We start from the raw sequence: 21200 nt of genomic DNA on the forward strand, positions 1-21200 counted from the left end.
GCGTCTTCTATGCTGGAAATTAAGGACGGCAGCAGCGTTCAGGATGGAAACAGCCTTGAGGTTCCGGGCTGAACAAGGCTTCACAGAGGGGACGCCGCCATGCGCAACCTCAGCCTCACCCGCCAGTGCCTGGGCCTGGTGACCCGCATCGAATGCAGCATTCGCCCGCTGGCTGGCGATACCGGCATGTGGACCTTGCTGTTCGCCGCCGGCATGGCGGGGGAACAGCCTTCGGCCATCAAGGCCCAAGGGCCTTTCCATGGGCCGATGGTGGCGGAGTCGGTACTCAATGCCATTGTCGACAGCCTGACCCTGCACGGCTACCAGGTTGCCGATGATCCACAGATCTGGTGCCTGCACCTGCAGGCGCAACTGCGCAGGATCAACGGCGAGCGTTGCCGCAACCTCGGGGATTTCCAGTTCCATCCCGAAACCTGAGGCCGAGGGGGCGTTGGCACGGTCGCTATTCTGAAAACAGCGCAGAACAGGTGAGCAACTGTCTTGAGTTGCTTGCCCTGGCCCAATCGCCGGCAAGCCGGCTCCCACAGGCTCTCCCACAGGCTCTGAAAATAACGCAGGACAGGTGGGAGCCGGCTTGCCGGCGATTGGGTCGCAAACCCACCTCGACCCTGCCAGGCTTTTGCTGTCGGGACGTGGATGGCTATACTCGCGCCTCGCTTTTTCGTCATCTCACGAGTCTCTACCTCCCATGGAACGTTTCCTCGAAAACGCGATGTATGCCTCGCGCTGGCTGCTCGCTCCGATCTACTTTGGCCTGTCCCTGGGCCTGTTGGCCCTGGCGCTGAAATTCTTCCAGGAAGTCGTCCACGTCCTGCCCAATGTCTTCTCCCTGAGCGAAGCTGACCTGATCCTGGTGATCCTTTCGCTGATCGACATGTCGCTGGTCGGTGGCCTGCTGGTCATGGTGATGATCTCTGGCTACGAGAACTTCGTCTCGCAGCTGGACATCGACGACAGCAAGGAGAAGCTCAACTGGCTGGGCAAGATGGACTCTTCCTCGCTGAAGATGAAGGTTGCTGCGTCGATCGTGGCGATTTCCTCCATCCACCTGTTGCGGGTGTTCATGGATGCCCAGAACATCTCCACCGACTACCTGATGTGGTACGTGATCATCCACATGACGTTCGTCATCTCGGCCTTCGTCATGGGTTACCTGGACAAAGTCACCAAGCACTGACAGCGCTGCTGCCGGTTGTACCCGCCGCCCGTCCGTTGGAAAACGGACGGGCGGTCGCGTTCATGGCTTGTGGTTTTGTCTGGGCTGTACGAAAAATGAGCAGTCATGCGTGGTTCCCGTTGCGAGGTACTCTCATGAACCTGCATCAGCTCAACGTCGAGGCCAGGGCCGGTCATGTCGATGAACTCAACCTCATCGCCATCGAAGGCGGCGACTATTTGCTCGAGGCCCGGGTCAAGGGGCATGCCCATCCGCTGGCCGATGTTCGTGGCGAACGGCTGCGGGTGCATTCGGTGGAGGACGCACGCAAACTGCTCAGCGCCGTGCCGTTGTTGTCCATGAACTTGGTGCACTGGTCCGTCCAGGACGAGATGTGCGGGATGGGCACTCACCCGGAAGAAGACCTGAAGGTGCCGATTTCCCAACGTTCGGCCTGGTAGTTCCGATAGCTGATCACCGCGCCGCTGTGTGCTAGGCTTCTCGCCCTTTTTCATGTAGGGCGGATTACCTTCGCCCTCAAGCGGAGAGTGAAATGTCCGAACTCAACCTGACCACCGACGAATCGCGCGTCAGCTACGGCATTGGCCGTCAGCTGGGCGGCCAGCTGCGCGACAACCCGCCACCTGGCGTAAGCCTGGAAGCCATCCTGGCCGGCCTGACCGACGCCTTCAACGGCGCTGACAGCCGCGTCAGCGAGGCCGACCTGTCGGCCAGCTTCAAGGTCATCCGTGAAGTGATGCAAGCCGAAGCCGCTGCCAAGGCCGAAGCTGCCGCTGCTGCCGGCAAGGCCTTCCTGGTCGAGAATGCCAAGCGTGACGGCATCACCACCCTGGCCTCGGGCCTGCAGTACGAAGTCCTGACCGCAGGCGAAGGCGCCAAGCCAAGCCGTGAAGACAACGTGCGTACCCACTACCATGGCACCCTGATCGACGGCACCGTGTTCGACAGCTCCTACGAGCGTGGCCAGCCGGCTGAATTCCCGGTCGGTGGTGTGATCGCTGGCTGGACCGAAGCCCTGCAGCTGATGAACGCCGGCAGCAAGTGGCGCCTGTACGTACCGAGCGAACTGGCCTACGGTGCCCAGGGCGTCGGCAGCATCCCGCCGCACAGCGTGCTGGTGTTCGACGTCGAGCTGCTCGACGTTCTGTAATGCCGTTGGGGCCGCTTTGCGGCCCAATCGCCGGCAAGCCGGCTCCCACAAAGGTGGTGTAAGCCTGTGGGGGCCGGCTTGCCGGCGATGAGGCCGGGCCTGCAGGCTTCAATTCCAGTCCGTTCCCCCAGGGCGCAACGCCCGCGCGTAGCAGAACAGGAACAGATTGCGCACCACCTCCTTGAGCACTCCAGGCTCACTCGAATTCAAACCATTGAAGTCCAGGTCGCCCTGGTCGCGCAGTTCGTCAAGCGCGTCTTCCTCGAGCACGGCGCACACTTCGCCGGTGTCCCGGTGCAGGATTCTCAGGTAAGGGTGGGGCCGGTCGAGCCAGGCATCGATCAGATAGGTCATGGCTGTTCTCCTTGGAAAGCGGGTTCCAATGAGAATAATTCTTATTATCAGAATAGCAAGGCCCTATTGGCTATTTTCTTCCAGGCGGGGTAGGGACCTTGTTGCAGGATCTGTCGAGGCTGCCTGGGCGGCAACCCCGAGCGGCTGGTCGTCAGACCTTGCGGACGAACTCCGACTTCAGCTTCATGGCGCCGATGCCGTCGATCTTGCAGTCGATGTCGTGGTCACCGTCGCACAGGCGAATGTTCTTGACCTTGGTGCCGACCTTCACCACCAAGGATGAGCCCTTGACCTTGAGGTCCTTGATCACGGTAACGGTGTCGCCGTCCTGCAGGACGTTGCCGACCGAATCCTTCTTCACCACGTCGTCGCTGGCAGCCTCGGCTTCGGCGTTGGGCGACCACTCGTGGGCGCATTCGGGGCAGATCAGTTGGGTGCCATCCTCATAGGTGTATTCGGAGTTGCATTTTGGGCAAGGTGGCAAAGTGCTCACGGAGTTTCCTCAAGACAGGAGAAATAAAGCCCACATTGTATAAGGTTTTGCCCGATAGATGGGGCTTGCTGTGCAAATGCAATCGCGGGACAAGCTCGCTCTCACTAGATCCTATGTGCAACGGACCTGTGGGAGCGGGCTTGTCCCGCGATTGGGGCGACGCGAAATCAGTGGGTACGGGCGACCGAAAACTCGCTCAGCTCTACCAGTGCATCGCGGTATTCGCTGGCGGGCAGCACTTCCAGGCATTCGATGGCGCGCTTGACGTAGTCGCGGGCCAGCTGGGCGGTGTAGTCCAGGGCGCCGGAGGCTTCCACGGCGACGCGGATCTGTTCCAAGTCCTCCAGGCCACCTTTCTGGATCGCCTGGCGCACCAGGGCGGCCTGTTCGGCGGTGCCTTCGCGCATGGTGTAGATCAGCGGCAGGGTCGGCTTGCCTTCGGCCAGGTCGTCGCCGACGTTCTTGCCCAGGGTCTGCGAGTCGCCCTTGTAGTCCAGCAGGTCGTCGACCAGCTGGAAGGCTACGCCCAGGTGGTCGCCGAAGGTGCGCAGGGCCTCGCGCTGTTCGTCGCTGGCACCGGCCAGCGCGGCGGCGCTGTGGGTCGAGGCTTCGAACAGCATCGCGGTCTTGCCGCGGATCACGTCCATGTACACCTCTTCGGTGGTGCTGGCGTCGCGTACCCGCGACAGTTGCAGCACTTCGCCCTCGGCGATCACCCGGGTGGCCTTGGAGAGGATCTGCATGACCGGCATCGAGCCGAGCTCGACCATCATCTCGAACGAGCGCGAATACAGGAAGTCGCCCACCAGCACGCTCGGCGCGTTGCCCCACAGGGCGTTGGCGGTGGAGCGGCCACGGCGCATGCCGGACATGTCGACCACGTCGTCGTGCAGCAGGGTGGCGGTGTGCAGGAACTCGATGGTCGCCGCCAGCAGGCGCAGGTCGTCGCCTTCGCGGCCCAGGGCCTTGCCGCACAGCAGCACCAGCAGCGGGCGCAGGCGCTTGCCGCCAGCGGACGTGATATAGTCGCCGATCTTCGATACCAGCGGCACGCGCGAGGTCAGCTGCTTCTTGATGATCTCGTCGACGGCGCTGAAATCGTCAGCTACCGCGCGGTAGAAGGATTGGGGTTGCATCGGCTGCTCCATTGAGGTTGCGCGGCATGCTAGGTCGCGGGTCCCGGTGTGTCAAGGCGCGCTGCCCGTGGCCCGGGGCCGCCACTTGCAAGCATTTATCGGGTTGCGTACAATCGCGCACCCTAACTTCCTGGGCAGCACCTGCCTTACGCAATTGCACCGGGCCGTTCCAGCCCAGTGCAGCCATGCCAGCCAATACTCATCATATAAAGCGCTGGGTGAGCAGGATTATCGGAGAAATACCATGTCTTACGCAGTAATCGTTACCGGCGGCAAGCAGTACAAAGTCGCTGAAGGTGAATTCCTCAAGATCGAGAAACTGGAAGTCGCCACTGGCGAATCCGTGACCTTCGATCGCGTTCTGCTGGTCGCCAACGGCGACGACGTCACCATCGGCGCTCCAGTCGTCGCGGGTGCCAAGGTTGTGGCTGAAGTCGTTTCGCAAGGTCGTCACGACAAGGTTCGCATCATCAAGTTCCGTCGTCGTAAGCACCACATGAAGCGCATGGGCCACCGCCAGTGGTTCACCGAGATCAAAATCACCGGTATCCAGGCTTAATCGCCTAGGTCCCCTGAATTTATTTGGAGAATTGAACCATGGCTCACAAGAAGGCTGGTGGTAGTACTCGTAACGGTCGCGACTCAGAATCGAAACGCCTTGGCGTGAAGATGTATGGCGGCCAGGTTATCAAGCCGGGCAACATCATCGTCCGTCAGCGCGGCACCGAATTCCACGCTGGCTACGGCGTTGGCATGGGCAAGGACCACACCTTGTTCGCCAAGATCGAAGGCGTGATCAAGTTCGAGAAGAAAGGCGAGTTCAACCGCCGTTACGTGAGCATCGTCGCAGCCTAATCGCGACGTCGCTCCAGAAGCCCCGTCATGCGACGGGGCTTTTTCGTTTGTGGTGAGCCTCTTGCAAAGCTGTTTGTATGGGCTGCCGGCGTGGGTTTCTACGGTCGTACGGGGCCGCCGCGCTCATTTTTGCAAGAGCCTCATGTGTTCAAGTTATTCAGCTCGCCGGAAGGCGAGAGGCGGTTTTTATGAAGTTTGTTGACGAAGTATCGATCCGGGTCAAGGCCGGTGATGGCGGCAATGGTTGCATGAGCTTCCGCCGCGAGAAGTTCATCGAGAACGGCGGCCCCAACGGTGGTGACGGTGGTGACGGTGGCTCGGTGTACATGGTGGCCGACGAAAACCTCAATACCCTGGTCGACTACCGCTACACCCGTCACCACGAAGCCCAGCGTGGCCAGAACGGCGGCAGCACCGATTGCACCGGCAAGAAGGGTGAAGACCTGTTCCTGCGCGTGCCGGTCGGCACCACCGTGATCGACGCCTCGACCCAGGAAGTGATCGGTGACCTGGTCACCCCTGGCCAGAAGCTGATGGTTGCCCAGGGCGGCTGGCACGGCCTGGGCAACACCCGCTTCAAGTCCAGCACCAACCGCGCGCCGCGCCAGACCACGCCAGGCAAGCCAGGCGAGCAGCGCGACCTGAAGATGGAGCTGAAGGTGCTGGCCGATGTCGGCTTGCTGGGCTTGCCGAATGCCGGCAAGAGCACCTTCATCCGCTCGGTCTCGGCCGCCAAGCCGAAGGTCGCCGATTACCCGTTCACCACGCTGGTGCCGAACCTGGGCGTGGTCAGCGTCGACCGCTGGAAGAGCTTCGTCATCGCCGACATCCCCGGGCTGATCGAAGGCGCCTCCGAAGGGGCGGGCCTGGGTATCCGCTTCCTCAAGCACCTGGCGCGTACCCGCGTACTGCTGCACTTGGTCGACCTGGCGCCGCTGGACGGCAGCAGCCCGGCCGATGCCGCCGAGGTGATCATCAACGAGCTGGCCCAGTTCAGCCCGGCACTGGTCGACCGTGAGCGCTGGCTGGTGCTGAACAAGGCCGACATGATCATGGACGAGGAGCGCGACGAGCGCGTCAAGGAAGTGGTCGAGCGCCTGAACTGGGACGGCCCGGTGTACGTGATCTCGGCCATCGCCAAGCAGGGTACCGAGCAGCTGAGCCACGACCTGATGCGCTACCTCGAAGACCGTGCCGACCGCCTGGCCAACGACCCGGCTTACGCCGAGGAACTGGCCGAGCTCGACCAGCGCATCGAAGACGAGGCCCGTGCCCAGCTGCAGGCGCTGGACGATGCCCGTACCCTGCGTCGCACCGGGGTCAAGAGCGTGCACGACATCGGCGATGATGACGACTGGGATGATTTCGAGGACGATGAAGACGGTCCGGAAATCATTTACGTGCGCGACTGATCGGTTGCAGTACACTAAACGCCGCTCTGCGAGCAGTGTGCCGTTGATCAGGCTTGGGCGTTGAATTCATCGCGGGGCAAGCCCGCTCCCACAGGTCCGATGCGATCCTGTGGGAGCGGGCTTGTTCCGCGATTGAGGGCACCACCATTTTCACGGCACGCCGCTCCCATGAGCGGCGTTTTGGTATCTACAGATTCGACATAGGTTGGAAGAGAAGATGCGAAGCAAGGTGACAGGCGCCAAGCGCTGGGTCGTGAAGATCGGCAGCGCCCTGCTGACGGCGGATGGCAAGGGCCTCGACCGCGGCGCCATGGCTGTCTGGGTCGAGCAGATGGTCGCGCTGCGGGAAGCGGGCGTGGAGTTGGTGCTGGTCTCCTCCGGGGCCGTGGCCGCAGGCATGAGCCAGCTGGGCTGGACCTCGCGACCGAGCGCGATGAACGAGCTGCAGGCCGCCGCTGCCCTTGGCCAGATGCGCCTGGTGCAGGCCTGGGAGTCGAGCTTCGGCGAGCATGGCAAGCACACCGCGCAGATCCTTCTGACCCATGACGACCTCTCCGACCGCAAGCGTTACCTCAACGCCCGCAGCACCCTACGCACCCTGGTCGACCTGGGCGTGGTGCCGGTGATCAACGAGAACGACACCGTGGTCACCGACGAGATCCGCTTCGGCGACAACGACACCCTGGCGGCCCTGGTGGCCAACCTGGTGGAAGCCGACCTGCTGGTGATCCTCACCGACCGTGACGGCATGTTCGATGCCGACCCGCGCAACAACCCCGAAGCGCAGTTGATCTACGAAGCCCGCGCCGACGACCCGGCCCTGGACGCCGTGGCCGGCGGGACGGGTGGCGCCCTGGGGCGCGGCGGCATGCAGACCAAGCTGCGCGCCGCGCGCCTGGCGGCCCGTTCCGGTGCCCACACGATCATCATCGGGGGCCGTATCGAGCGCGTGCTCGATCGACTCAAGGCCGGTGAACGCCTGGGGACGTTGCTGTCGCCGGAGCGCGGTATGCTCGCCGCTCGCAAACAGTGGCTGGCCGGCCACCTGCAGACCCGTGGCACCCTGGTGCTCGACGCGGGCGCCGTGCAGGCCTTGCGCCAGGCCAACAAGAGCCTGTTGCCGGTGGGCGTGAAGACCGTGCAGGGCAGCTTCCGCCGTGGCGAGATGGTGGTGTGCGTCGGCCCGGACGGCCTTGAGGTGGCCCGTGGCCTGGCCAACTACAGTGCCCTGGAGGCGCAGAAGATCATCGGCCAGCCGTCCGATGCCATCGAGAGCCTGCTGGGTTACAGCGCCGAGCCGGAGCTGGTGCACCGCGACAACCTGGTGCTGGTCTGAGGGAATGAACGTGTTGAAAAGGATGATTGCCATGGCGGCGCTGGTGCTGCCGATGCTGGCCGGGGCCGAGGAGATCGGCCAGGTTTCCACCGTGTTCAAGTTCCTCGGGCCGAATGATCGCATCGTGGTCGAGGCGTTCGATGACCCCAAGGTCGAGGGCGTGACCTGCTACCTGTCGCGGGCCAAGACTGGCGGGGTGAAGGGTGGGTTGGGCTTGGCCGAGGACCGGGCCGAGGCGTCGATCGCCTGCCGCCAGGTGGGGCCGATCCACTTCAAGGGTGAATTGAAGGACGGCGAGGAGGTGTTCAAGGAACGCACCTCGCTGGTATTCAAGACCATGCAGGTGGTGCGCTTTTTGGACGAGAAGCGCAATACGCTGGTGTACCTGGTATACAGCGACCGGCTGATCGAAGGCAGCCCGCAGAATGCGGTGACGGCGATTCCGATCCTGCCCTGGGCACAGCAATAACTTCCTGAATTTGGCTAATGGGGCTGCTACGCAGCCCATCGCCGGCAAGCCGGCTCCTACAGGTACAGCGCAGGCCTCACGAGTCGCGCAGTCCCAGTGGGAGCCGGCTTGCCGGCGATGGGGCGCAAAGCGGCCCCAATTACCTCAGGCCAGTTCCTCTGTCTCATCCTCACGCACGATCGCCTTCACCTCATCGATCCGGCTGATGTACTTCCAGTCTGCCTCGTCGATGTAGATGCCGTTCGGCCCACTGCCGCCTTCCAGGTCGATCGCCACCCGCGCCGACACCTGCGGCTTCACGCTCGCCAGGATCGGCACGAAGCCCAGCTGCTGGCTGGTCTCCAGCAATGCCGCCTGGTTGCGTTCGTCGATGTCCGCTGCCTCGTCGAGGTAGTAGGGCAGACGAATGCGCCCGGCCAGGTCGCGGTCCATCAGGTGCAGCAACAAGTACATGTTGGTCAGCGCCTTGATGGTCATGGTGGTGCCGTTGGAGGCGGCGCCGTCGATGTCGGCATGGATCACCGGCTGGCCGTTGATCTTGGTGATCTCGAAGGCCAGCTCGAACAGGTCCTTCAGGCCCAGCTGGTTGTGGTTGGCCGCCACCAGCCGTGCCAGGTACTCCTTGGCCTCTTCGTTCTTGTGGTCCTGCTCGGCGCTCTGGGTCAGGTCGAACACCGACAGGGTCTCGCCTTCCTCGTACTGGCCGGCGCTGTGGATGATCTGGTCGATGTGCTTGAGCGCTTCCTTGTTCGGTGCCAGGACCACGCGGAAGCTTTCCAGGTTGGACACCTGGCGCTTGTTGATCTCGCGGTTGAACAAGGCCAGCTGGTGCTCGAGGCTGTCGTAGTCGCTGCGGATGTTGCGCAAGGTGCGGGCGATGTCGGTGACCGCCGCGCGACGTGCCTTGGCCAGGGTCAGGGCTTCCTCGGTGCGGTGCGAGTAGGCGTTGATCAGCAGCTGCAGGCGGCGCTCCATGTCGTCTTCGCTGTCGAACTTGGCCACACCCTTGAGGCGCACTTGGGCGTACAGCGCCTCGATCTGGTTGTCCACGCGCTGCAGGGCCTGCCAGCTGTCCTGATAGTCGTTGAGCAGCGGCAGCAGGTTGTCCATGGAATCGTCGATCGCTTCCATGAACGGCGTGCCGAACGGCAGGTCGGCCGGCAGCAGCTGGCGTCGGCGCAGGGCGTCTTCCAGGGTGCGCTGCTTGGCTTCCAGGTCGGCGATCTGCCGGCCCACCAGCTGCAATTTGGCCGACAGTTGCTGGACGCGCTCGGTGAAGGCGTCGCTGGAGCGCTTGAGTTCGTCCTGGGCAGCTTCGAGCTGGGCGAGCTGTTCCAGCTTCTCCGGCTCCTCGGCACTCAGGGTCTCGGTGCGGCGATAGTCTTCCAGGGCCTTCTGGGCATCGAGCACCTGTTGGTAAAGGGCTTCGGTCTGCGCCTTGGAGGCGGTGCGGTCGGCGGCGACGGCCTGCTGGGTCTTGAGCTGCTTGAGCTCCTTTTCCAGACGCGCCGATTGGTCGCGCAGGGCGGCGCGGTCAGCCAGGGCCTGGAGCGCCGGCGGGTCGATGTGCGACAGGTCGATGGACAGGCCCGGGGCCTCGAAACGCTCGCCTTTGAAGCTGTCGAGCACGGCTTCCAGGGTTTTCACCCAGACATCGCTGTCGTCCAGCTCGATGCCCCGGTTGCCCAGCGGCAGGCTGAACAGTGCGCCGTTGAACAGGCGCATCAGGCGGTCGACGTCCTGCTGTGAGAACTCCTCGCGCAGGCGGGCGTAGCTGTTGTTGTCGGCGTGGTCGAGTTGCTGCTTGACCTGCTTGAGGCGTTTTTCCAGGTCGCGAACGCGCTCGTCCAGGTCCTCGGCCGAGAACTGCCGCGACTGGGCCAGGGCGCCGGCCAGTTCGTCGTGGGCGTCCTTGGCGGCCAGCAATTGCTGCTCCAGGGTCTTCACGTCGTTGACCAGGGCAAAGCGGTGCTTGAGCACCGACAGCTCGCCCAGCCAGCGCTGGATGCCGGTGATCTCACGCTCCAGGCGCATCAGCTCCTGGGTACCGCCGCGCTGGTCGTTCTGCAGGCGGTCCTGCTCGCTGCGGTAGTGCTCGGACTGGATGACCAGCTCTTCCTTGCGCGCCATGGCGTATTCCTGCCAGGTGCCCAGCAGGTTATCGAGCAACGGTGAGATGCGGTGCAGCTTGCCGCGCAGGATGTCGCGCTGGGCCACTCCGCCGGCCAGGGCCTCGACGAGGGGGCCGGCGGCGACCAGGGCGTTGTAGTCCTGTTCCATGCGGCGTACGTCACGGAAAGCTTCTTCGCAGGCGGCGATGTAGTCGACGCTGCCCGAGCGCAGGCTGTGTTCGAAGGCATCGAGGAACAGCTGCTTGAGCTTGGCCGCGGTGATCTCGCGCATGTGCAGCAGGTTGATGAACAGTGCGCGGAAGGTCTTGAGGCTCTGCTCGCTGGTCGAGCGCAGCGGGATCAGGGTCAGGTCCAGCGGCACCGAGGTGTGGCCGCCGACCAGCAGCCGACGCAGTTCGTCGGGCTTTAGCTCATAGGCTTTCAGGCCGTGCTGCTCGAGGTTGGTGAACAGCTCCTTCTGGCGCAGGCAGGTGTCGTTCTTCTGGTAGTGCGCCAGGTCCAGCTGGCCCTGGTAGGCGAAGAACTGGTGGCCGAAGCCGCCGCCCGGGCCGCGCCCGACCACGCCGATCACGTGAGGGCCGTGGGGCAGGTTCAGTTCGCAGAGGATGTAGCTGGTGTCGCTGGCGAAGTAGAACCGGCGCGACTGCTCCAGGCTGTACTTGCCGAAGCTCATGTCGGACATGCGCGCCAGGATCGGGAACTGCAGGGCGTTGATCGAGGCGGACTTGCCCAGGTTGTTGGCGCCGTAGACCGACAGCGGGTGTTCCAGGGGGAACAGGCCCAGGCTGTAGCCGGCGGTGTTGAGCAGTGCGAAGCGGCGAATACCGTAGCGTTCCTGGCTCATGCGTCAATCTCCTGTTGCTCTTCGCGGATGGCCCGGGCCAGGGCTTCTTCCTCGCTTTCCTCGTCGTCGAACGGAGTGAGGTCGAGTGGGTCGTCGGTGCGGTTGAGGGCTTCCGGGCTCTCTTCCTCGACCAGAACCGGCGTTGGCAGCGGCAGGTCGCTGTGCAGGCTGGCGGCCAGGTCACGGTCCTGCTGGACCGACAGGCACACGTCGAGGAAACGGTGCATCGGCGGCAGGAAGCGGTAGATCCCGCCTTCTTCATGGGCAAAGCCCAGCTGGGTCATGCGGCGCAGGATTTTCTCTTCCAGTTCCTCCACGGTCTGCACTTCGGCCTGGATGAACAGGTCACGGTACTTTTCCAGCAAGGACGGCAGCTCGTCGCGGCCGACGCTGCCGCCATCGAGCACGGCCATCGGGTCGCGGCCCTGGTCGGCCAGGTGCTCGACCAGGATGAAGGTGAACAGCGACAGGCGCTGCGCGGTCTTGTTGACCTGAGCGGCGGCCTGCTCGGGCACGAAGTAGTAGAAACCGCGGGTATCGCACACCAGCTCGAAGCCCAGGGCCTTGAACAGGGTGCGGTATTGGTCCTGGAAGTTCGACAGCTGGGCGTACAGCTCAGGGTCGCGGCGGCTGATGTGGAAGCCCTTGAACAGCTCGCGGAAGATCGGCGCGAGCTGGGACAGTTCGGAAAGATCAAGATGCATTGGCTGGGCTCGCGTTGGAGTCGGACGTGGTCGTTGGCGTGGCTTCGCGGCTGGACGTCAGGGCGAAGGAGCGCAGGCTGACCAGGTGTTCGCGGGTGGTGTATTCCTGGCGTTCGAGGCGCTCGCGGCTGAAGCGCTTCTCCCGCGACAGGCGCGAGAACCAGTACAGCAGTTCGTCGGTGGCGCCTTCGGGCTCTTGCTCCAGCAGCCAGACCATCAGGTCCGGCAGGGGCAGGGCGTCTTCGCAGCGCTCGAGCATTTCCTTGACCGTGCGCGGGGCGCGGGGCAGTGGGCCTTTCTGCGACTTGTGCGCCTTGGGGAAGCGCGCCGGCTTGGGTTCGAAACGGGCCAGGGCGTAGACGTACGCCTCGACCTGGCTGGCACTGCCGAGGAAGGTGCTCTGCGGGCGGGTGAACATCGGCATGGCCGCTTGCGGCACCGCATCGATGCCCTTCTTGCGGATCACCGACAGGGCCAGGGCGGCGCCGCGGGTCACGGCGTTGTGCCGGCGTGCTTCTTCGCGCAGCGGCAGCAGCAGTTCACGGGCATGGCGCAGGGTGAGCTGGGCGCTGGTCTGCATCTCGAGGATGCGCGCATGGGTGCGCAGCAGCATGTCGTCGTCGACCAGGTGACCCAGGCGCGCCTGCTCGCCCAGCAGGCGCAGCAGCACGGTCTCGACCTTGCGCACGCCTTGCTCGAAGGCGCCGTCGGCATTGACCAGCTGGATCATCGGTTCGACGTACTCGTCCCAGGTCGCCAGGACTTCGGCGTAGCGCTGGCGCAGGGGGATCTGGCGGTTGCTGGTCTTGGCCCGTTCGGCCACGGCGACCAGCGCCTGTTCATCGTTGTCGAGCTTCTTGAGGACATCGCGCACGCGCATGTCGAGCAGACGCAGCTGGCGCGCCAGGTCGTCGCTGTCGCGGTTGTCGAAAGCGTCCTGGATGTGCCCGGCCAGGCGCTCCAGGTGGCGCAGGTAGGCCTCGATCTCCAGGCACAGGCCCAGGCGGTGCTCACGGCGCAGGTAGGCGAGGAAGTCGTGGATCTGGGCGTTGAGCTCGAAGCGGTTCGGGCTCTTGGCCACCGGCACCAGAATGTCCAGGCGGATCCACACGTCGAGCAGCTGGGTGATGTCCTGCGGCGTGCTTTCCACCTGTTGTCGGGCCAGTTGCTGGCGCAGCTCGACCAGGCTCAGGGTGCCTTGGTCGAAGCGCTCGCACAGCGGCTCGATCAAGGCCCAGTGTTCGGCTAGGGCGCGCAGGACGCGCTTGGGTTCGATCATTGGCGGGTCGACTCGTTGCCAAATAAAAGGGGCGATTGTACTGCATCCGGGGGGGAGGATTTCACCCCTTGGTCTGTAATGAGATCGCGCGCCGCCCGCGCGGCGCATCGCGAGCGGCGCTCGGTCTCACAACCCCTGCAAAACCCAAGGCGTACGCGCTAGAATACCCGCCAATCCTCACCCCGGACCCCGTGCCTTGCTGACCGAGCCCCGCCGCCGCGCCTACCTTTCCGCCATGCAAGTGGTGCACTGGCTGCCGCGCGCCGAACTGCCGTTCGCCGCACCGTCGCGCCCGGAACTGCTGCTGCCATTGGCGCCGGTCGAGGACATTGCCGTCGAGGTGCGCCCGAGCGCGCCAGCACCTGCCGAAACCCCCGCCGTCCAGGCTCGCACCGTCGAGCGCCCGAAGATCGAGATTCCCCGACCGGGCAGCGCACCCAAGCCCGCCAGCAAGCCGGTCGAGGCCGAGGAGCAGGCCCCGGCGCCCCGTCCGGCGCCGGTACCGCCGCCACGTTTCGCACTGCAGTTGCTGCGCGCAGGTCGGTGCCTGGTGCTGGTCGAGCTGGCCACCGGGCAACCGTTCCAGAGCCGTGATCCCTCCTACCTGCTGCTCAAGGACATGCTGCGCGCCGCCGGCTTGCCCGACGCGCCGCAGATCATCGGCGAGCCGGTGCGCTGGCCATTGCTGGTGCGCGGCAACATGGATCAGGGGCCGGAGGCGGCGCGCGACTTCGTTCAGGGCTTCATCGCAGCGCGCCTGGAAGAGGCGCCCTGCACCTGCCTGTGGCTGGTCGGCCTGCCCGCCGTGCGCTTCGCAGGCCAGGCCGATGACCAGGCCTACTACCAAGAACTGAAGGTCGAGGGCCTTGGCGACGCCTGGGCCTTGCCGGGCCTTGAACTGTTGATGGACGAGCCGCAGCGCAAGGCGGACGTCTGGCAAGCGATGCGCCGGCTGATGGCGCGCTGGAAGAGCGTTGAATGAGTGACTCGATCAGTTTCCGCCCGATGACCGAGGCGGATCTGGATGCCGTGCTTAAAATCGAATATGCCGCGTTCAGCCATCCGTGGACTCGCGGAATCTTCCAGGATGCGCTCAAGTCCTATGAGGTCTGGCTGATGTTCGACGGCCAGCAGCAGGTCGGCCATGGCGTGATCAATGTGATCATCGACGAGGCCCACCTGCTCAATATCACCGTCAAGCCGGAGAACCAGGGCCGCGGCCTGGGCCTGCGCCTGTTGCAGCACCTGATGGCCCGTGCCTACCAGCTCAACGGCCGGGAGTGCTTCCTGGAGGTGCGTGCCAGCAACCAGTCGGCCTACCGCCTGTACGAGCGCTACGGATTCAACGAAATCGGCCGCCGGCGCGACTACTACCCAGTCGCCGGCGGACGCGAAGATGCCCTGGTGATGGCCTGCACCCTGTTCGAAGAGTGACCTCGCAGGGGCTGGTCGAGTCACACAGGCATACCCTGATGAGGCAACGACCATGCATGACCTGCAGGAACTGATCGACAACAATGAACGCTGGGCCGATGCGATCAAGCAGCGCGACCCGGACTTCTTCGCCAAGCTGGCTCGCCAGCAGACCCCGGAATTCCTCTGGATCGGCTGTTCCGATGCCCGCGTGCCGGCCAACGAGATCGTCGGCATGCTGCCGGGCGACCTGTTCGTGCACCGCAACGTGGCCAATGTGGTGCTGCACACCGACCTGAACTGCCTGTCGGTGATCCAGTACGCGGTGGAGGTGCTCAAGGTCAAGCACATTCTGGTCACTGGCCACTATGGTTGCGGTGGTGTGCGCGCCGCGATGCAGGACCGCCAGCTGGGCCTGATCGACGGCTGGCTGCGTTCGATTCGCGACCTGTACTACGAAAAGCGCGGCGAGCTGGCCAAGCTCGATACCGAAGAAGCCAAGGTCGACCGCCTGTGCGAGCTGAACGTGATCCAGCAGGTGGCCAACGTGGCCCACACCAGCATCGTGCAGAATGCCTGGCATCGCGGCCAGGAACTGTCGATCCATGGTTGCATCTATGGCATCAAGGATGGCCGCTGGAAGAGCCTGGACACCACCATCAGCGGGTTTGCCCAGTTGCCGCCGCAGTATCGCCTGCGGCCTTTGGAGTAGGTTTTCGCGGCTGCCCTGCAGCCCAATCGCGGGGCAAGCGCCGGTCCCCTGTGGGAGCGGGCTTGTCCCGCGATTGGGCGGCGCAGCGGCCCCGTGCTTTACTCGCTGTAGTAGCTACACAGGAGTGAAGAATGAAAGGCATGAAGCTGCTGGCATGCGTGGCAGGGTTCCTGGCAAGCATGGCCCACGCCGATGAGCGTGATGTCTGGATGTTCGCCCAATGGGCAGGCGACCACCCGACCCGTGCCTTTCGCCAGATGCTGGTGGATGCCCGTCTCTATGGCGTGGTACCGATCCATCAGCTGCTGCGCTCGGCCTCGGACTGGCGCCTGTGCCGGGCCTCACCCTTTGCCGTGCCGCCGGCCACTCATTGGCCACAGGTGCGTGCCACCTTGATGTTGCTCAAGACACTCGACGAACAAGGCATCCTGCGTCAGTTCGAAGTGGTCTCGGCCTACCGCGACCCACGCCTGAATGCCTGTGCCGGCGGTGCGGTGGGCAGCGCCCATACCCGGGCTTTCGCGGTCGACGTGCTGCTGCCCGACTGGGCCGACCCCAACCCGCTGTGCCGGTTCTGGCAGCAGCATGGCCAGGCCTGGAACATGGGCCTGGGGCGTTATCCTTCCGGGCGCATCCACCTCGATACGGCTGGCTATCGCACCTGGGGTGGCGACGGCCGCTCGGGCTCGTCGTTCTGCACCAGGCCCAGGTGAGCGAGGCACGTCTGGCATTCGCCCATCACCCACTCGGCGAAGCGCTGGCGCTTGCCGCCGTCCTCCAGGGGCAGGGGGCTGAGCAGGTGGTAGGCAGAGCCGTCTCGCAGGAAGCCAAAGGGTGCTACCAGCTGCCCGCTGTCCAGTTCGTCACGGACCATCAACGCTGACGCGATGGCCAGCCCAAGCCCCGCGTTGGCGGCCTGGATCGACAGGTAGAAATGCTCGAAGTCGCTGCGCTCGGTGTGGCGTACCTTCTCTCCGGCCAGGCGCTGCCAGGTGTTCCAGGCGTCAGGCCGGGTGGCGCTGTGGAGCAGGCGCTGGCCGTCGAGGTTGGCAGCATGGCCTCGCTGGCCGACCGGGCCGATCCACTCCTCGCAAATCTTCAAGCTGTGCAGTGTGCGGTCCCAGTGGAAGTCGTCGCGCCGCAGCGCCAGGTCCACCCCGGCACGGCTGAAGTCCAGCGGCCCGCCCGCTGCCACAAGGTGCAGCTGCAGGTCTGGATGGGTGGCATGGAAGCGGGGCAGGCGCGGGATCAGCCAGCGCATGGCGATGGTCGGCTCGCACGACACCACCAGCACATTGCCTTGCGTCTGCGCTTGCAGGCGCTGCACTGCGCCTTCGAGTTGTTCGAAGATCGACTGGGTGGTGCCATGCAGGCTGCGACCGGCCGGGGTCAGGAACAGAGCCCGGTTGCGCCGCTCGAACAGCTCCAGGCCCAGGCTTTCCTCCAGCAGACGCACCTGGCGGCTGACAGCGCCGTGGGTCACGTGCAGCTGCTCGGCGGCGCGCACGAAGCTTTCGGTCCGCGCGGCGACATCGAAATAACGCAGGGCGGTGAGTGGGGGCAGTTTCATGGTCGTGTGTCGTCTGTGCCGGCGCATCGCGGGGCAAGCCTGCTCCCACAAGGGAGAACCCGTGTAGCCATAGGGGAGCGTGCTTGCCCCGTGGTTGGGCCAGCAAGGCTTTCGTCTATCGGTGAAAAAAACTAGCAGGTTTGCAGCACTATAAATCGATTTTTCCCCACGAATAAGCCCTCGATAATCAGCGCTCTGTGCATTTTCATCGCCAATCGAGGAGTTTTTCGTGAATGAACTGATCGCCGTCGCCCTGTTCACCGTGCTGGCCGTCATCAGCCCGGGCGCCGATTTCGCCATGGTCACCCGCAACAGTTATGCCCAGGGGCGCAAGGCGGGCCTGGCCGCAGCCCTGGGGATCGCCCTGGGCGTGCAGGTACATGTGTTGTACACCGTGCTCGGCATCGCCGTGATCATCAGCCAGAGCCCGGTGCTGTTCCTGGCCATGAAGGTGGTGGGGGCCGGTTATCTGGTCTACCTGGGCTACAAGTCGTTGACCAACACCTCGCGGATCTCGCTCGATGGCATCGGTCAGAGCCCTCGGGCTGGCGTGCTCCAAGGCCTGCGCACGGGTTTCCTGACCAATGCGCTGAACCCCAAGACCATGCTGTTCGTGGTCAGTGCCTATACCCAGGTGGTGCAGCCAGGCAGCCCGCTGGCGCTGGACTTCGCCTATGGGGTGTTCATGTCGTTTGCCCATTGGGCCTGGTTCAGCCTGGTGGCGGTGTTCTTTTCGAGCGCCGCGCTGCGCCAGGCGATGATCGAGCGGCAAGGGGTGGTCAACCGGGTGATCGGCGTGGCCTTGATCGGGCTGGGCCTGGTCGTGGTAGTGGCGGGCGTGCGTTGACGGTTTTTTCGAGGCAATAAAAAAGGGCTTATCTTTCGATAAGCCCTTTTTTGAAGGTGGTGGCTACACAGGGACTTGAACCCCGGACCCCAGCATTATGAATGCTATGCTCTAACCAACTGAGCTATGTAGCCGACTTGGCGCGCATTATTAGCTCGAATCGCGGCTCTGTCAACACTCGTTGTAAAAAAAATTTCCGGCCTTTCAAACGCTTAGCTGGGGGAGTCGCTCACTGCACACTCCAAACTGCAAACAACGCGCTATGCAGGCCTGGCCCGTCGAGCCGCGGGGCGGCGGATCGCATAAAAAGGTAGCTAAGTATCTAGTTCTTTCCTGATAATCGGATCCCAAATTCGCGGAAAGGACACAGCCATGGCCATCACCAGCGCCCAGACCTCCACCGGCACCAGCACCGCTGCACAGGCCAGCCCACTGGTGATGCGCATCATCGGCTTCTGTGCCCTGGCACACCTGATCAATGACTTGATCCAGGCAGTGCTGCCGGCCATCTACCCGATGCTCAAGGCCAACTACAACCTGAGCTTCGCCCAGATCGGCCTGATCACCCTGACGTTCCAGATCACGGCCTCGCTGCTGCAACCCTGGGTCGGTTTCTTCACCGACCGGCGTCCGGCGCCGAACCTGTTGCCGCTGGGCACGTTGTGCACGCTGGTGGGGATCGTGATGCTGGCGTTCGTCGGCAGCTTCCCGATGATTCTGTTGGCATCGGCGCTGGTGGGCATCGGCTCCTCGACCTTCCACCCCGAGACCTCGCGCATTGCCCGCCTGGCATCGGGAGGACGCTTCGGCCTGGCCCAGTCGACCTTCCAGGTTGGCGGCAACGCCGGCTCCGCCCTCGGTCCGCTGCTGGCGGCGGCCATCGTCATTCCCTTCGGCCAGAGCCATGTGGCCTGGTTCGGCCTGGCCGGGCTGTTCTTCTTCGCCGTGACCTTGTTGCTGCGCGGTTGGTACAAGGGCCACCTCAACCAGTTCAAGGCCCGCAAGGCTGTGCAGGCCAGCCATGGCATCTCGCGCCAGCGGGTGATCCTGGCGTTGGTGGTGCTGGGCCTGCTGGTGTTCTCCAAGTATTTCTACATGGCCAGCTTCACCAGCTATTTCACCTTCTACCTGATCGAGAAGTTTGGCGTTTCGGTGGCTAGCTCCCAGCTGCACCTGTTCCTGTTCCTGGGCGCGGTGGCAGCCGGCACCTTCTTCGGCGGGCCGATCGGTGACCGAATCGGGCGCAAGGCGGTGATCTGGTTCTCGATCCTGGGCGTGGCACCGTTCACCCTGGCCCTGCCGTACGCCGACCTGTTCTGGACCAGCGTGCTCAGCGTAGTGATCGGCTTCATCCTGGCCTCGGCGTTCTCGGCCATCGTGGTCTATGCCCAGGAGCTGGTACCGGGCAGCGTGGGCATGATCGCCGGGATCTTCTTCGGCCTGATGTTCGGTTTCGGTGGCATCGGTGCGGCGCTGCTGGGCTACCTGGCCGACCTGCGAGGGATCGAATACGTATATGGGTTGTGCTCGTTCCTGCCGCTGTTTGGCTTGCTGGCAGTATTCCTGCCTTCCACCGGCAAGCGTTGATCGGTATTGGGACCGCGTTGCGCTCCAATCGCGGGACAAGCCCGCTCCCACAAAGGGCCCGCAAAAACAAATAGTTATGCGTTGTTCTATGAGAGCGGGCTTGCCCCGCGATTGGAGCGCGACGCGGTCCCAGCGCTTTTACGGGCCCGCTGAACCGGCCAGTGTCGCAATTGACGTAACACCGGCCTCTGGCCTAGAGTGCCGCCTCCTTTCAATTCACGTAGTCGATGCAATGCGCCGTTCCCAGAGCCTTCGCCTTGTCCACCAGCCTGTCGTCCAGGCGGTGCGTCGTGCGTGGCCGAGCGACACGGTGCTCAAGCGTCGGCGCAGCGTGCTGTTCGCCTTCACCTTCTCGCCACACCTTGCCCTGAACTGATCCTTGCGCCCCTGCGTGCCCGCCTGCCGGCGTGGCTGCGGGCGGCTGCGTTCGCACATCTTTCCAGTGGTTTTTCCAGCCGCCCCGGCCCAGGGTGCCTTCGGGCGGCGAGCAAGGAGTGGTAATGAACATGCGTTTGCTGGCGGGCCTGTTGTTCGCCGTGTCGGTGGTGGGGTTCAGCCTGGGCGCGAGTCTGCCGCTGGTGTCGTTGCGTCTGCACGAGGCGGGGGCTGGCACCCTTGAGATCGGTATCCTCTCGGCCATCCCCGCGGCGGGCATGATGCTTTCGGCGTTCATGGTCGATGCCTGCTGCCGCCACTTGACCCGGCGCACCATCTATTTGCTGTGCTTCAGCTTGTGCACCCTGAGCATCGCGTTGCTCGAAGGCGCCTTCACCTCGATCTGGTACTTGGCGGTGCTGCGTCTGGCGCTGGGTGTCGGCATGGGCATCGCCATCATCCTTGGCGAGTCGTGGGTCAACGAGCTGTGCCCGGAGCACAACCGCGGCAAGATCATGGCGCTCTACGCTACCAGCTTCACCGGCTTCCAGGTGCTGGGCCCGGCCATGTTGGCGGTGCTTGGCGCCAACAGCCCGTGGGTCATCGGTGTGGTCACCGCCTGCTACGGCCTGGCGTTGCTGTGCATCCTGTTGACCGTTCCCAATGACCATGTCGAGCACGAGGAAGGCGAGAAGAGCTTTGGCCTGGCCGGATTCTTCCGGGTCGCGCCGGCGCTGTGCGTGGCGGTGTTGTTCTTCTCTTTCTTCGATGCCGTGGTGCTGTCGCTGTTGCCGGTATATGCCACCAGCCATGGTTTCGCAGTGGGTGCAGCGGCGTTGATGGTGACCGTGGTGTTCGCAGGCGACATGATCTTCCAGCTGCCCCTGGGCTGGCTGGCCGACCGGGTCGAGCGTACCGGGTTGCACCTGGTATGCGGTGTGGTCGCCATGGCGATCGGCATCGGCCTGCCGTGGCTGCTGCAGATGAGCTGGCTGCTGTGGCCACTGCTGGTGGTGCTGGGCGCCGTGGCTGGCGGTATCTATACCCTGGCGTTGGTGTTGATCGGCCAGCGCTTCAAGGGCCAGGACCTGGTGACGGCCAATGCCAGCGTGGGCTTGCTGTGGGGCGTCGGCAGCCTGGTCGGGCCGCTGGTCAGCGGGGCAGCGATGGACGTGGCACCGCACGGGCTGCCCATGGCGCTGGCCGTGATGGCAGGGTTGTTCGTGTGCTTTGCCCGGCAGTCGTACCGGCGGGCAGGGAAGCTGCGAGCCGTTACGGACTGAGGCGCGGCAATTACCTGCGCAAGAACCGTCGTTCGGTCGTTCAAGGGTTGG

Annotated in this window: 24 protein-coding genes and 1 tRNA gene; 17 read left to right on the forward strand and 8 right to left on the reverse strand. The window is 64.1% G+C overall.

The window, feature by feature from the left end:
• Positions 1 to 99: 99 nt before the first annotated feature.
• From ACNFG0_RS12305 to ACNFG0_RS12320, 4 genes are all read left to right on the forward strand, one after another.
• The gene (locus ACNFG0_RS12305) at positions 100 to 438 is read left to right on the forward strand and encodes a hypothetical protein (RefSeq protein WP_084858627.1); all 339 of its coding nucleotides are present in this window, start codon (positions 100 to 102) and stop codon (positions 436 to 438) included.
• Between the two features lie 271 nt (positions 439 to 709).
• A complete protein-coding gene (locus ACNFG0_RS12310; RefSeq protein ID WP_084858626.1) occupies positions 710 to 1198 on the forward strand; it encodes a TIGR00645 family protein in 489 nt (162 codons plus the stop codon).
• A 134-nt stretch (positions 1199 to 1332) separates the two neighbouring features.
• On the forward strand, positions 1333 to 1638 hold the full coding sequence (locus ACNFG0_RS12315; RefSeq protein ID WP_196143769.1) for a DUF6482 family protein: 306 nt from the start codon (positions 1333 to 1335) through the stop codon (positions 1636 to 1638).
• A gap of 92 nt (positions 1639 to 1730) precedes the next feature.
• Complete coding sequence (locus ACNFG0_RS12320; protein WP_196154618.1) at positions 1731 to 2348, forward strand: FKBP-type peptidyl-prolyl cis-trans isomerase; 618 nt, start codon at positions 1731 to 1733, stop codon at positions 2346 to 2348.
• A gap of 108 nt (positions 2349 to 2456) precedes the next feature.
• On the opposite strand, the gene ACNFG0_RS12325 is transcribed toward ACNFG0_RS12320, so the two are convergent.
• From ACNFG0_RS12325 to ACNFG0_RS12335, 3 genes are all read right to left on the reverse strand, one after another.
• Positions 2457 to 2702: a hypothetical protein gene (locus tag ACNFG0_RS12325; protein ID WP_196143767.1), complete on the reverse strand. Its 246-nt coding sequence runs from the start codon at positions 2700 to 2702 to the stop codon at positions 2457 to 2459.
• 151 nt (positions 2703 to 2853) lie between these two features.
• On the reverse strand, positions 2854 to 3195 hold the full coding sequence (locus ACNFG0_RS12330; protein WP_196143766.1) for a zinc ribbon domain-containing protein YjdM: 342 nt from the start codon (positions 3193 to 3195) through the stop codon (positions 2854 to 2856).
• Positions 3196 to 3362: 167 nt separating this feature from the next.
• Positions 3363 to 4331 (reverse strand): polyprenyl synthetase family protein, encoded by a 969-nt coding sequence (locus ACNFG0_RS12335; protein WP_084858621.1) that lies wholly within the window; start codon positions 4329 to 4331, stop codon positions 3363 to 3365.
• 244 nt (positions 4332 to 4575) lie between these two features.
• Here ACNFG0_RS12335 and rplU point away from each other — a divergent pair, with 244 nt between their 5' ends.
• From rplU to ACNFG0_RS12360, 5 genes are all read left to right on the forward strand, one after another.
• The gene (gene rplU, locus ACNFG0_RS12340) at positions 4576 to 4890 is read left to right on the forward strand and encodes a 50S ribosomal protein L21 (RefSeq protein ID WP_011532169.1); all 315 of its coding nucleotides are present in this window, start codon (positions 4576 to 4578) and stop codon (positions 4888 to 4890) included.
• 38 nt (positions 4891 to 4928) lie between these two features.
• Positions 4929 to 5186 (forward strand): 50S ribosomal protein L27, encoded by a 258-nt coding sequence (gene rpmA / locus ACNFG0_RS12345; protein WP_070092741.1) that lies wholly within the window; start codon positions 4929 to 4931, stop codon positions 5184 to 5186.
• Positions 5187 to 5374: 188 nt separating this feature from the next.
• Positions 5375 to 6598, forward strand: a complete 1224-nt coding sequence (gene cgtA, locus ACNFG0_RS12350) for an Obg family GTPase CgtA (protein ID WP_196143765.1) — start codon at positions 5375 to 5377, stop codon at positions 6596 to 6598.
• Between the two features lie 217 nt (positions 6599 to 6815).
• On the forward strand, positions 6816 to 7934 hold the full coding sequence (proB, locus tag ACNFG0_RS12355; RefSeq protein WP_196143764.1) for a glutamate 5-kinase: 1119 nt from the start codon (positions 6816 to 6818) through the stop codon (positions 7932 to 7934).
• 4 nt (positions 7935 to 7938) lie between these two features.
• Entirely contained in the window at positions 7939 to 8403 is a 465-nt protein-coding gene (locus ACNFG0_RS12360) for a CreA family protein (RefSeq protein ID WP_416765015.1), read from the forward strand.
• A 144-nt stretch (positions 8404 to 8547) separates the two neighbouring features.
• Here ACNFG0_RS12360 and mksF read toward each other — a convergent pair whose 3' ends face one another.
• The 3 genes from mksF to mksB are packed head-to-tail and all read right to left on the reverse strand — an operon-like array spanning position 8548 to position 13362.
• Positions 8548 to 11379, reverse strand: a complete 2832-nt coding sequence (gene mksF / locus ACNFG0_RS12365; RefSeq protein ID WP_416765017.1) for an Mks condensin complex protein MksF — start codon at positions 11377 to 11379, stop codon at positions 8548 to 8550.
• The gene (gene mksE / locus ACNFG0_RS12370; protein WP_196143761.1) at positions 11376 to 12083 is read right to left on the reverse strand and encodes an Mks condensin complex protein MksE; all 708 of its coding nucleotides are present in this window, start codon (positions 12081 to 12083) and stop codon (positions 11376 to 11378) included. The genes mksF and mksE overlap by 4 nt, the downstream gene beginning before the upstream one ends.
• Positions 12073 to 13362, reverse strand: coding sequence for an Mks condensin complex protein MksB (gene mksB, locus ACNFG0_RS12375; protein ID WP_196143760.1), 1290 nt, complete (start codon positions 13360 to 13362; stop codon positions 12073 to 12075). The genes mksE and mksB overlap by 11 nt, the downstream gene beginning before the upstream one ends.
• 196 nt (positions 13363 to 13558) lie before the next feature.
• Here mksB and ACNFG0_RS12380 point away from each other — a divergent pair, with 196 nt between their 5' ends.
• The 4 genes from ACNFG0_RS12380 to ACNFG0_RS12395 all read left to right on the forward strand — a co-directional run bounded on the left by ACNFG0_RS12380 (position 13559) and on the right by ACNFG0_RS12395 (position 16200).
• Positions 13559 to 14344 carry an energy transducer TonB gene (locus tag ACNFG0_RS12380; protein WP_196154616.1) on the forward strand — a complete coding sequence of 262 codons (786 nt, stop codon included), beginning with the start codon at positions 13559 to 13561 and terminating at the stop codon, positions 14342 to 14344.
• On the forward strand, positions 14341 to 14796 hold the full coding sequence (rimI, locus tag ACNFG0_RS12385) for a ribosomal protein S18-alanine N-acetyltransferase (protein WP_196143758.1): 456 nt from the start codon (positions 14341 to 14343) through the stop codon (positions 14794 to 14796). The genes ACNFG0_RS12380 and rimI overlap by 4 nt, the downstream gene beginning before the upstream one ends.
• 52 nt (positions 14797 to 14848) lie before the next feature.
• On the forward strand, positions 14849 to 15487 hold the full coding sequence (gene can, locus ACNFG0_RS12390) for a carbonate dehydratase (RefSeq protein ID WP_084858612.1): 639 nt from the start codon (positions 14849 to 14851) through the stop codon (positions 15485 to 15487).
• Positions 15488 to 15627: 140 nt separating this feature from the next.
• Positions 15628 to 16200: a D-Ala-D-Ala carboxypeptidase family metallohydrolase gene (locus ACNFG0_RS12395; RefSeq protein ID WP_196154631.1), complete on the forward strand. Its 573-nt coding sequence runs from the start codon at positions 15628 to 15630 to the stop codon at positions 16198 to 16200.
• Here ACNFG0_RS12395 and ACNFG0_RS12400 read toward each other — a convergent pair.
• Positions 16140 to 17057, reverse strand: a complete 918-nt coding sequence (locus tag ACNFG0_RS12400) for a LysR substrate-binding domain-containing protein (protein ID WP_196154615.1) — start codon at positions 17055 to 17057, stop codon at positions 16140 to 16142. The genes ACNFG0_RS12395 and ACNFG0_RS12400 overlap by 61 nt on opposite strands.
• 229 nt (positions 17058 to 17286) lie before the next feature.
• Between ACNFG0_RS12400 and ACNFG0_RS12405 the strand changes: the two genes are divergently transcribed.
• On the forward strand, positions 17287 to 17904 hold the full coding sequence (locus tag ACNFG0_RS12405; protein ID WP_416765020.1) for a LysE family translocator: 618 nt from the start codon (positions 17287 to 17289) through the stop codon (positions 17902 to 17904).
• A gap of 57 nt (positions 17905 to 17961) precedes the next feature.
• Here the strand turns inward: ACNFG0_RS12405 and ACNFG0_RS12410 are convergent.
• Positions 17962 to 18038: transfer RNA gene (locus ACNFG0_RS12410), tRNA-Met, on the reverse strand.
• Between the two features lie 238 nt (positions 18039 to 18276).
• Between ACNFG0_RS12410 and ACNFG0_RS12415 the strand changes: the two genes are divergently transcribed.
• From ACNFG0_RS12415 to ACNFG0_RS12425, 3 genes are all read left to right on the forward strand, one after another.
• Positions 18277 to 19491 carry an MFS transporter gene (locus ACNFG0_RS12415; protein ID WP_196154614.1) on the forward strand — a complete coding sequence of 405 codons (1215 nt, stop codon included), beginning with the start codon at positions 18277 to 18279 and terminating at the stop codon, positions 19489 to 19491.
• A 232-nt stretch (positions 19492 to 19723) separates the two neighbouring features.
• Positions 19724 to 19867 carry a hypothetical protein gene (locus ACNFG0_RS12420; RefSeq protein ID WP_196143754.1) on the forward strand — a complete coding sequence of 48 codons (144 nt, stop codon included), beginning with the start codon at positions 19724 to 19726 and terminating at the stop codon, positions 19865 to 19867.
• Positions 19868 to 19991: 124 nt separating this feature from the next.
• Positions 19992 to 21149: an MFS transporter gene (locus tag ACNFG0_RS12425; RefSeq protein ID WP_196143753.1), complete on the forward strand. Its 1158-nt coding sequence runs from the start codon at positions 19992 to 19994 to the stop codon at positions 21147 to 21149.
• The last annotated feature ends 51 nt before the right edge of the window (positions 21150 to 21200 follow it).

This window comes from Pseudomonas sp. NY15372 (genome assembly GCF_048068215.1).
GTDB classification, from domain to species: Bacteria; Pseudomonadota; Gammaproteobacteria; order Pseudomonadales; family Pseudomonadaceae; genus Aquipseudomonas; species Aquipseudomonas guariconensis_A.

Bases quoted from the DNA above. Each gene is read 5' to 3' on its own strand.
- ACNFG0_RS12305 (WP_084858627.1), top strand. From the start codon at position 100: ATGCGCAACCTCAGCCTCACCCGCCAGTGCCTGGGCCTGGTGACCCGC.
- ACNFG0_RS12310 (WP_084858626.1), top strand. From the start codon at position 710: ATGGAACGTTTCCTCGAAAACGCGATGTATGCCTCGCGCTGGCTGCTC.
- ACNFG0_RS12315 (WP_196143769.1), top strand. From the start codon at position 1,333: ATGAACCTGCATCAGCTCAACGTCGAGGCCAGGGCCGGTCATGTCGAT.
- ACNFG0_RS12320 (WP_196154618.1), top strand. From the start codon at position 1,731: ATGTCCGAACTCAACCTGACCACCGACGAATCGCGCGTCAGCTACGGC.
- ACNFG0_RS12325 (WP_196143767.1), bottom strand. From the start codon at position 2,702: ATGACCTATCTGATCGATGCCTGGCTCGACCGGCCCCACCCTTACCTG.
- ACNFG0_RS12335 (WP_084858621.1), bottom strand. From the start codon at position 4,331: ATGCAACCCCAATCCTTCTACCGCGCGGTAGCTGACGATTTCAGCGCC.
- rplU (WP_011532169.1), top strand. From the start codon at position 4,576: ATGTCTTACGCAGTAATCGTTACCGGCGGCAAGCAGTACAAAGTCGCT.
- rpmA (WP_070092741.1), top strand. From the start codon at position 4,929: ATGGCTCACAAGAAGGCTGGTGGTAGTACTCGTAACGGTCGCGACTCA.
- cgtA (WP_196143765.1), top strand. From the start codon at position 5,375: ATGAAGTTTGTTGACGAAGTATCGATCCGGGTCAAGGCCGGTGATGGC.
- proB (WP_196143764.1), top strand. From the start codon at position 6,816: ATGCGAAGCAAGGTGACAGGCGCCAAGCGCTGGGTCGTGAAGATCGGC.
- ACNFG0_RS12360 (WP_416765015.1), top strand. From the start codon at position 7,939: ATGAACGTGTTGAAAAGGATGATTGCCATGGCGGCGCTGGTGCTGCCG.
- mksF (WP_416765017.1), bottom strand. From the start codon at position 11,379: ATGAGCCAGGAACGCTACGGTATTCGCCGCTTCGCACTGCTCAACACC.
- mksE (WP_196143761.1), bottom strand. From the start codon at position 12,083: ATGCATCTTGATCTTTCCGAACTGTCCCAGCTCGCGCCGATCTTCCGC.
- mksB (WP_196143760.1), bottom strand. From the start codon at position 13,362: ATGATCGAACCCAAGCGCGTCCTGCGCGCCCTAGCCGAACACTGGGCC.
- rimI (WP_196143758.1), top strand. From the start codon at position 14,341: ATGAGTGACTCGATCAGTTTCCGCCCGATGACCGAGGCGGATCTGGAT.
- can (WP_084858612.1), top strand. From the start codon at position 14,849: ATGCATGACCTGCAGGAACTGATCGACAACAATGAACGCTGGGCCGAT.
- ACNFG0_RS12395 (WP_196154631.1), top strand. From the start codon at position 15,628: ATGAAGCTGCTGGCATGCGTGGCAGGGTTCCTGGCAAGCATGGCCCAC.
- ACNFG0_RS12400 (WP_196154615.1), bottom strand. From the start codon at position 17,057: ATGAAACTGCCCCCACTCACCGCCCTGCGTTATTTCGATGTCGCCGCG.
- ACNFG0_RS12415 (WP_196154614.1), top strand. From the start codon at position 18,277: ATGGCCATCACCAGCGCCCAGACCTCCACCGGCACCAGCACCGCTGCA.
- ACNFG0_RS12420 (WP_196143754.1), top strand. From the start codon at position 19,724: ATGCGCCGTTCCCAGAGCCTTCGCCTTGTCCACCAGCCTGTCGTCCAG.
- ACNFG0_RS12425 (WP_196143753.1), top strand. From the start codon at position 19,992: ATGAACATGCGTTTGCTGGCGGGCCTGTTGTTCGCCGTGTCGGTGGTG.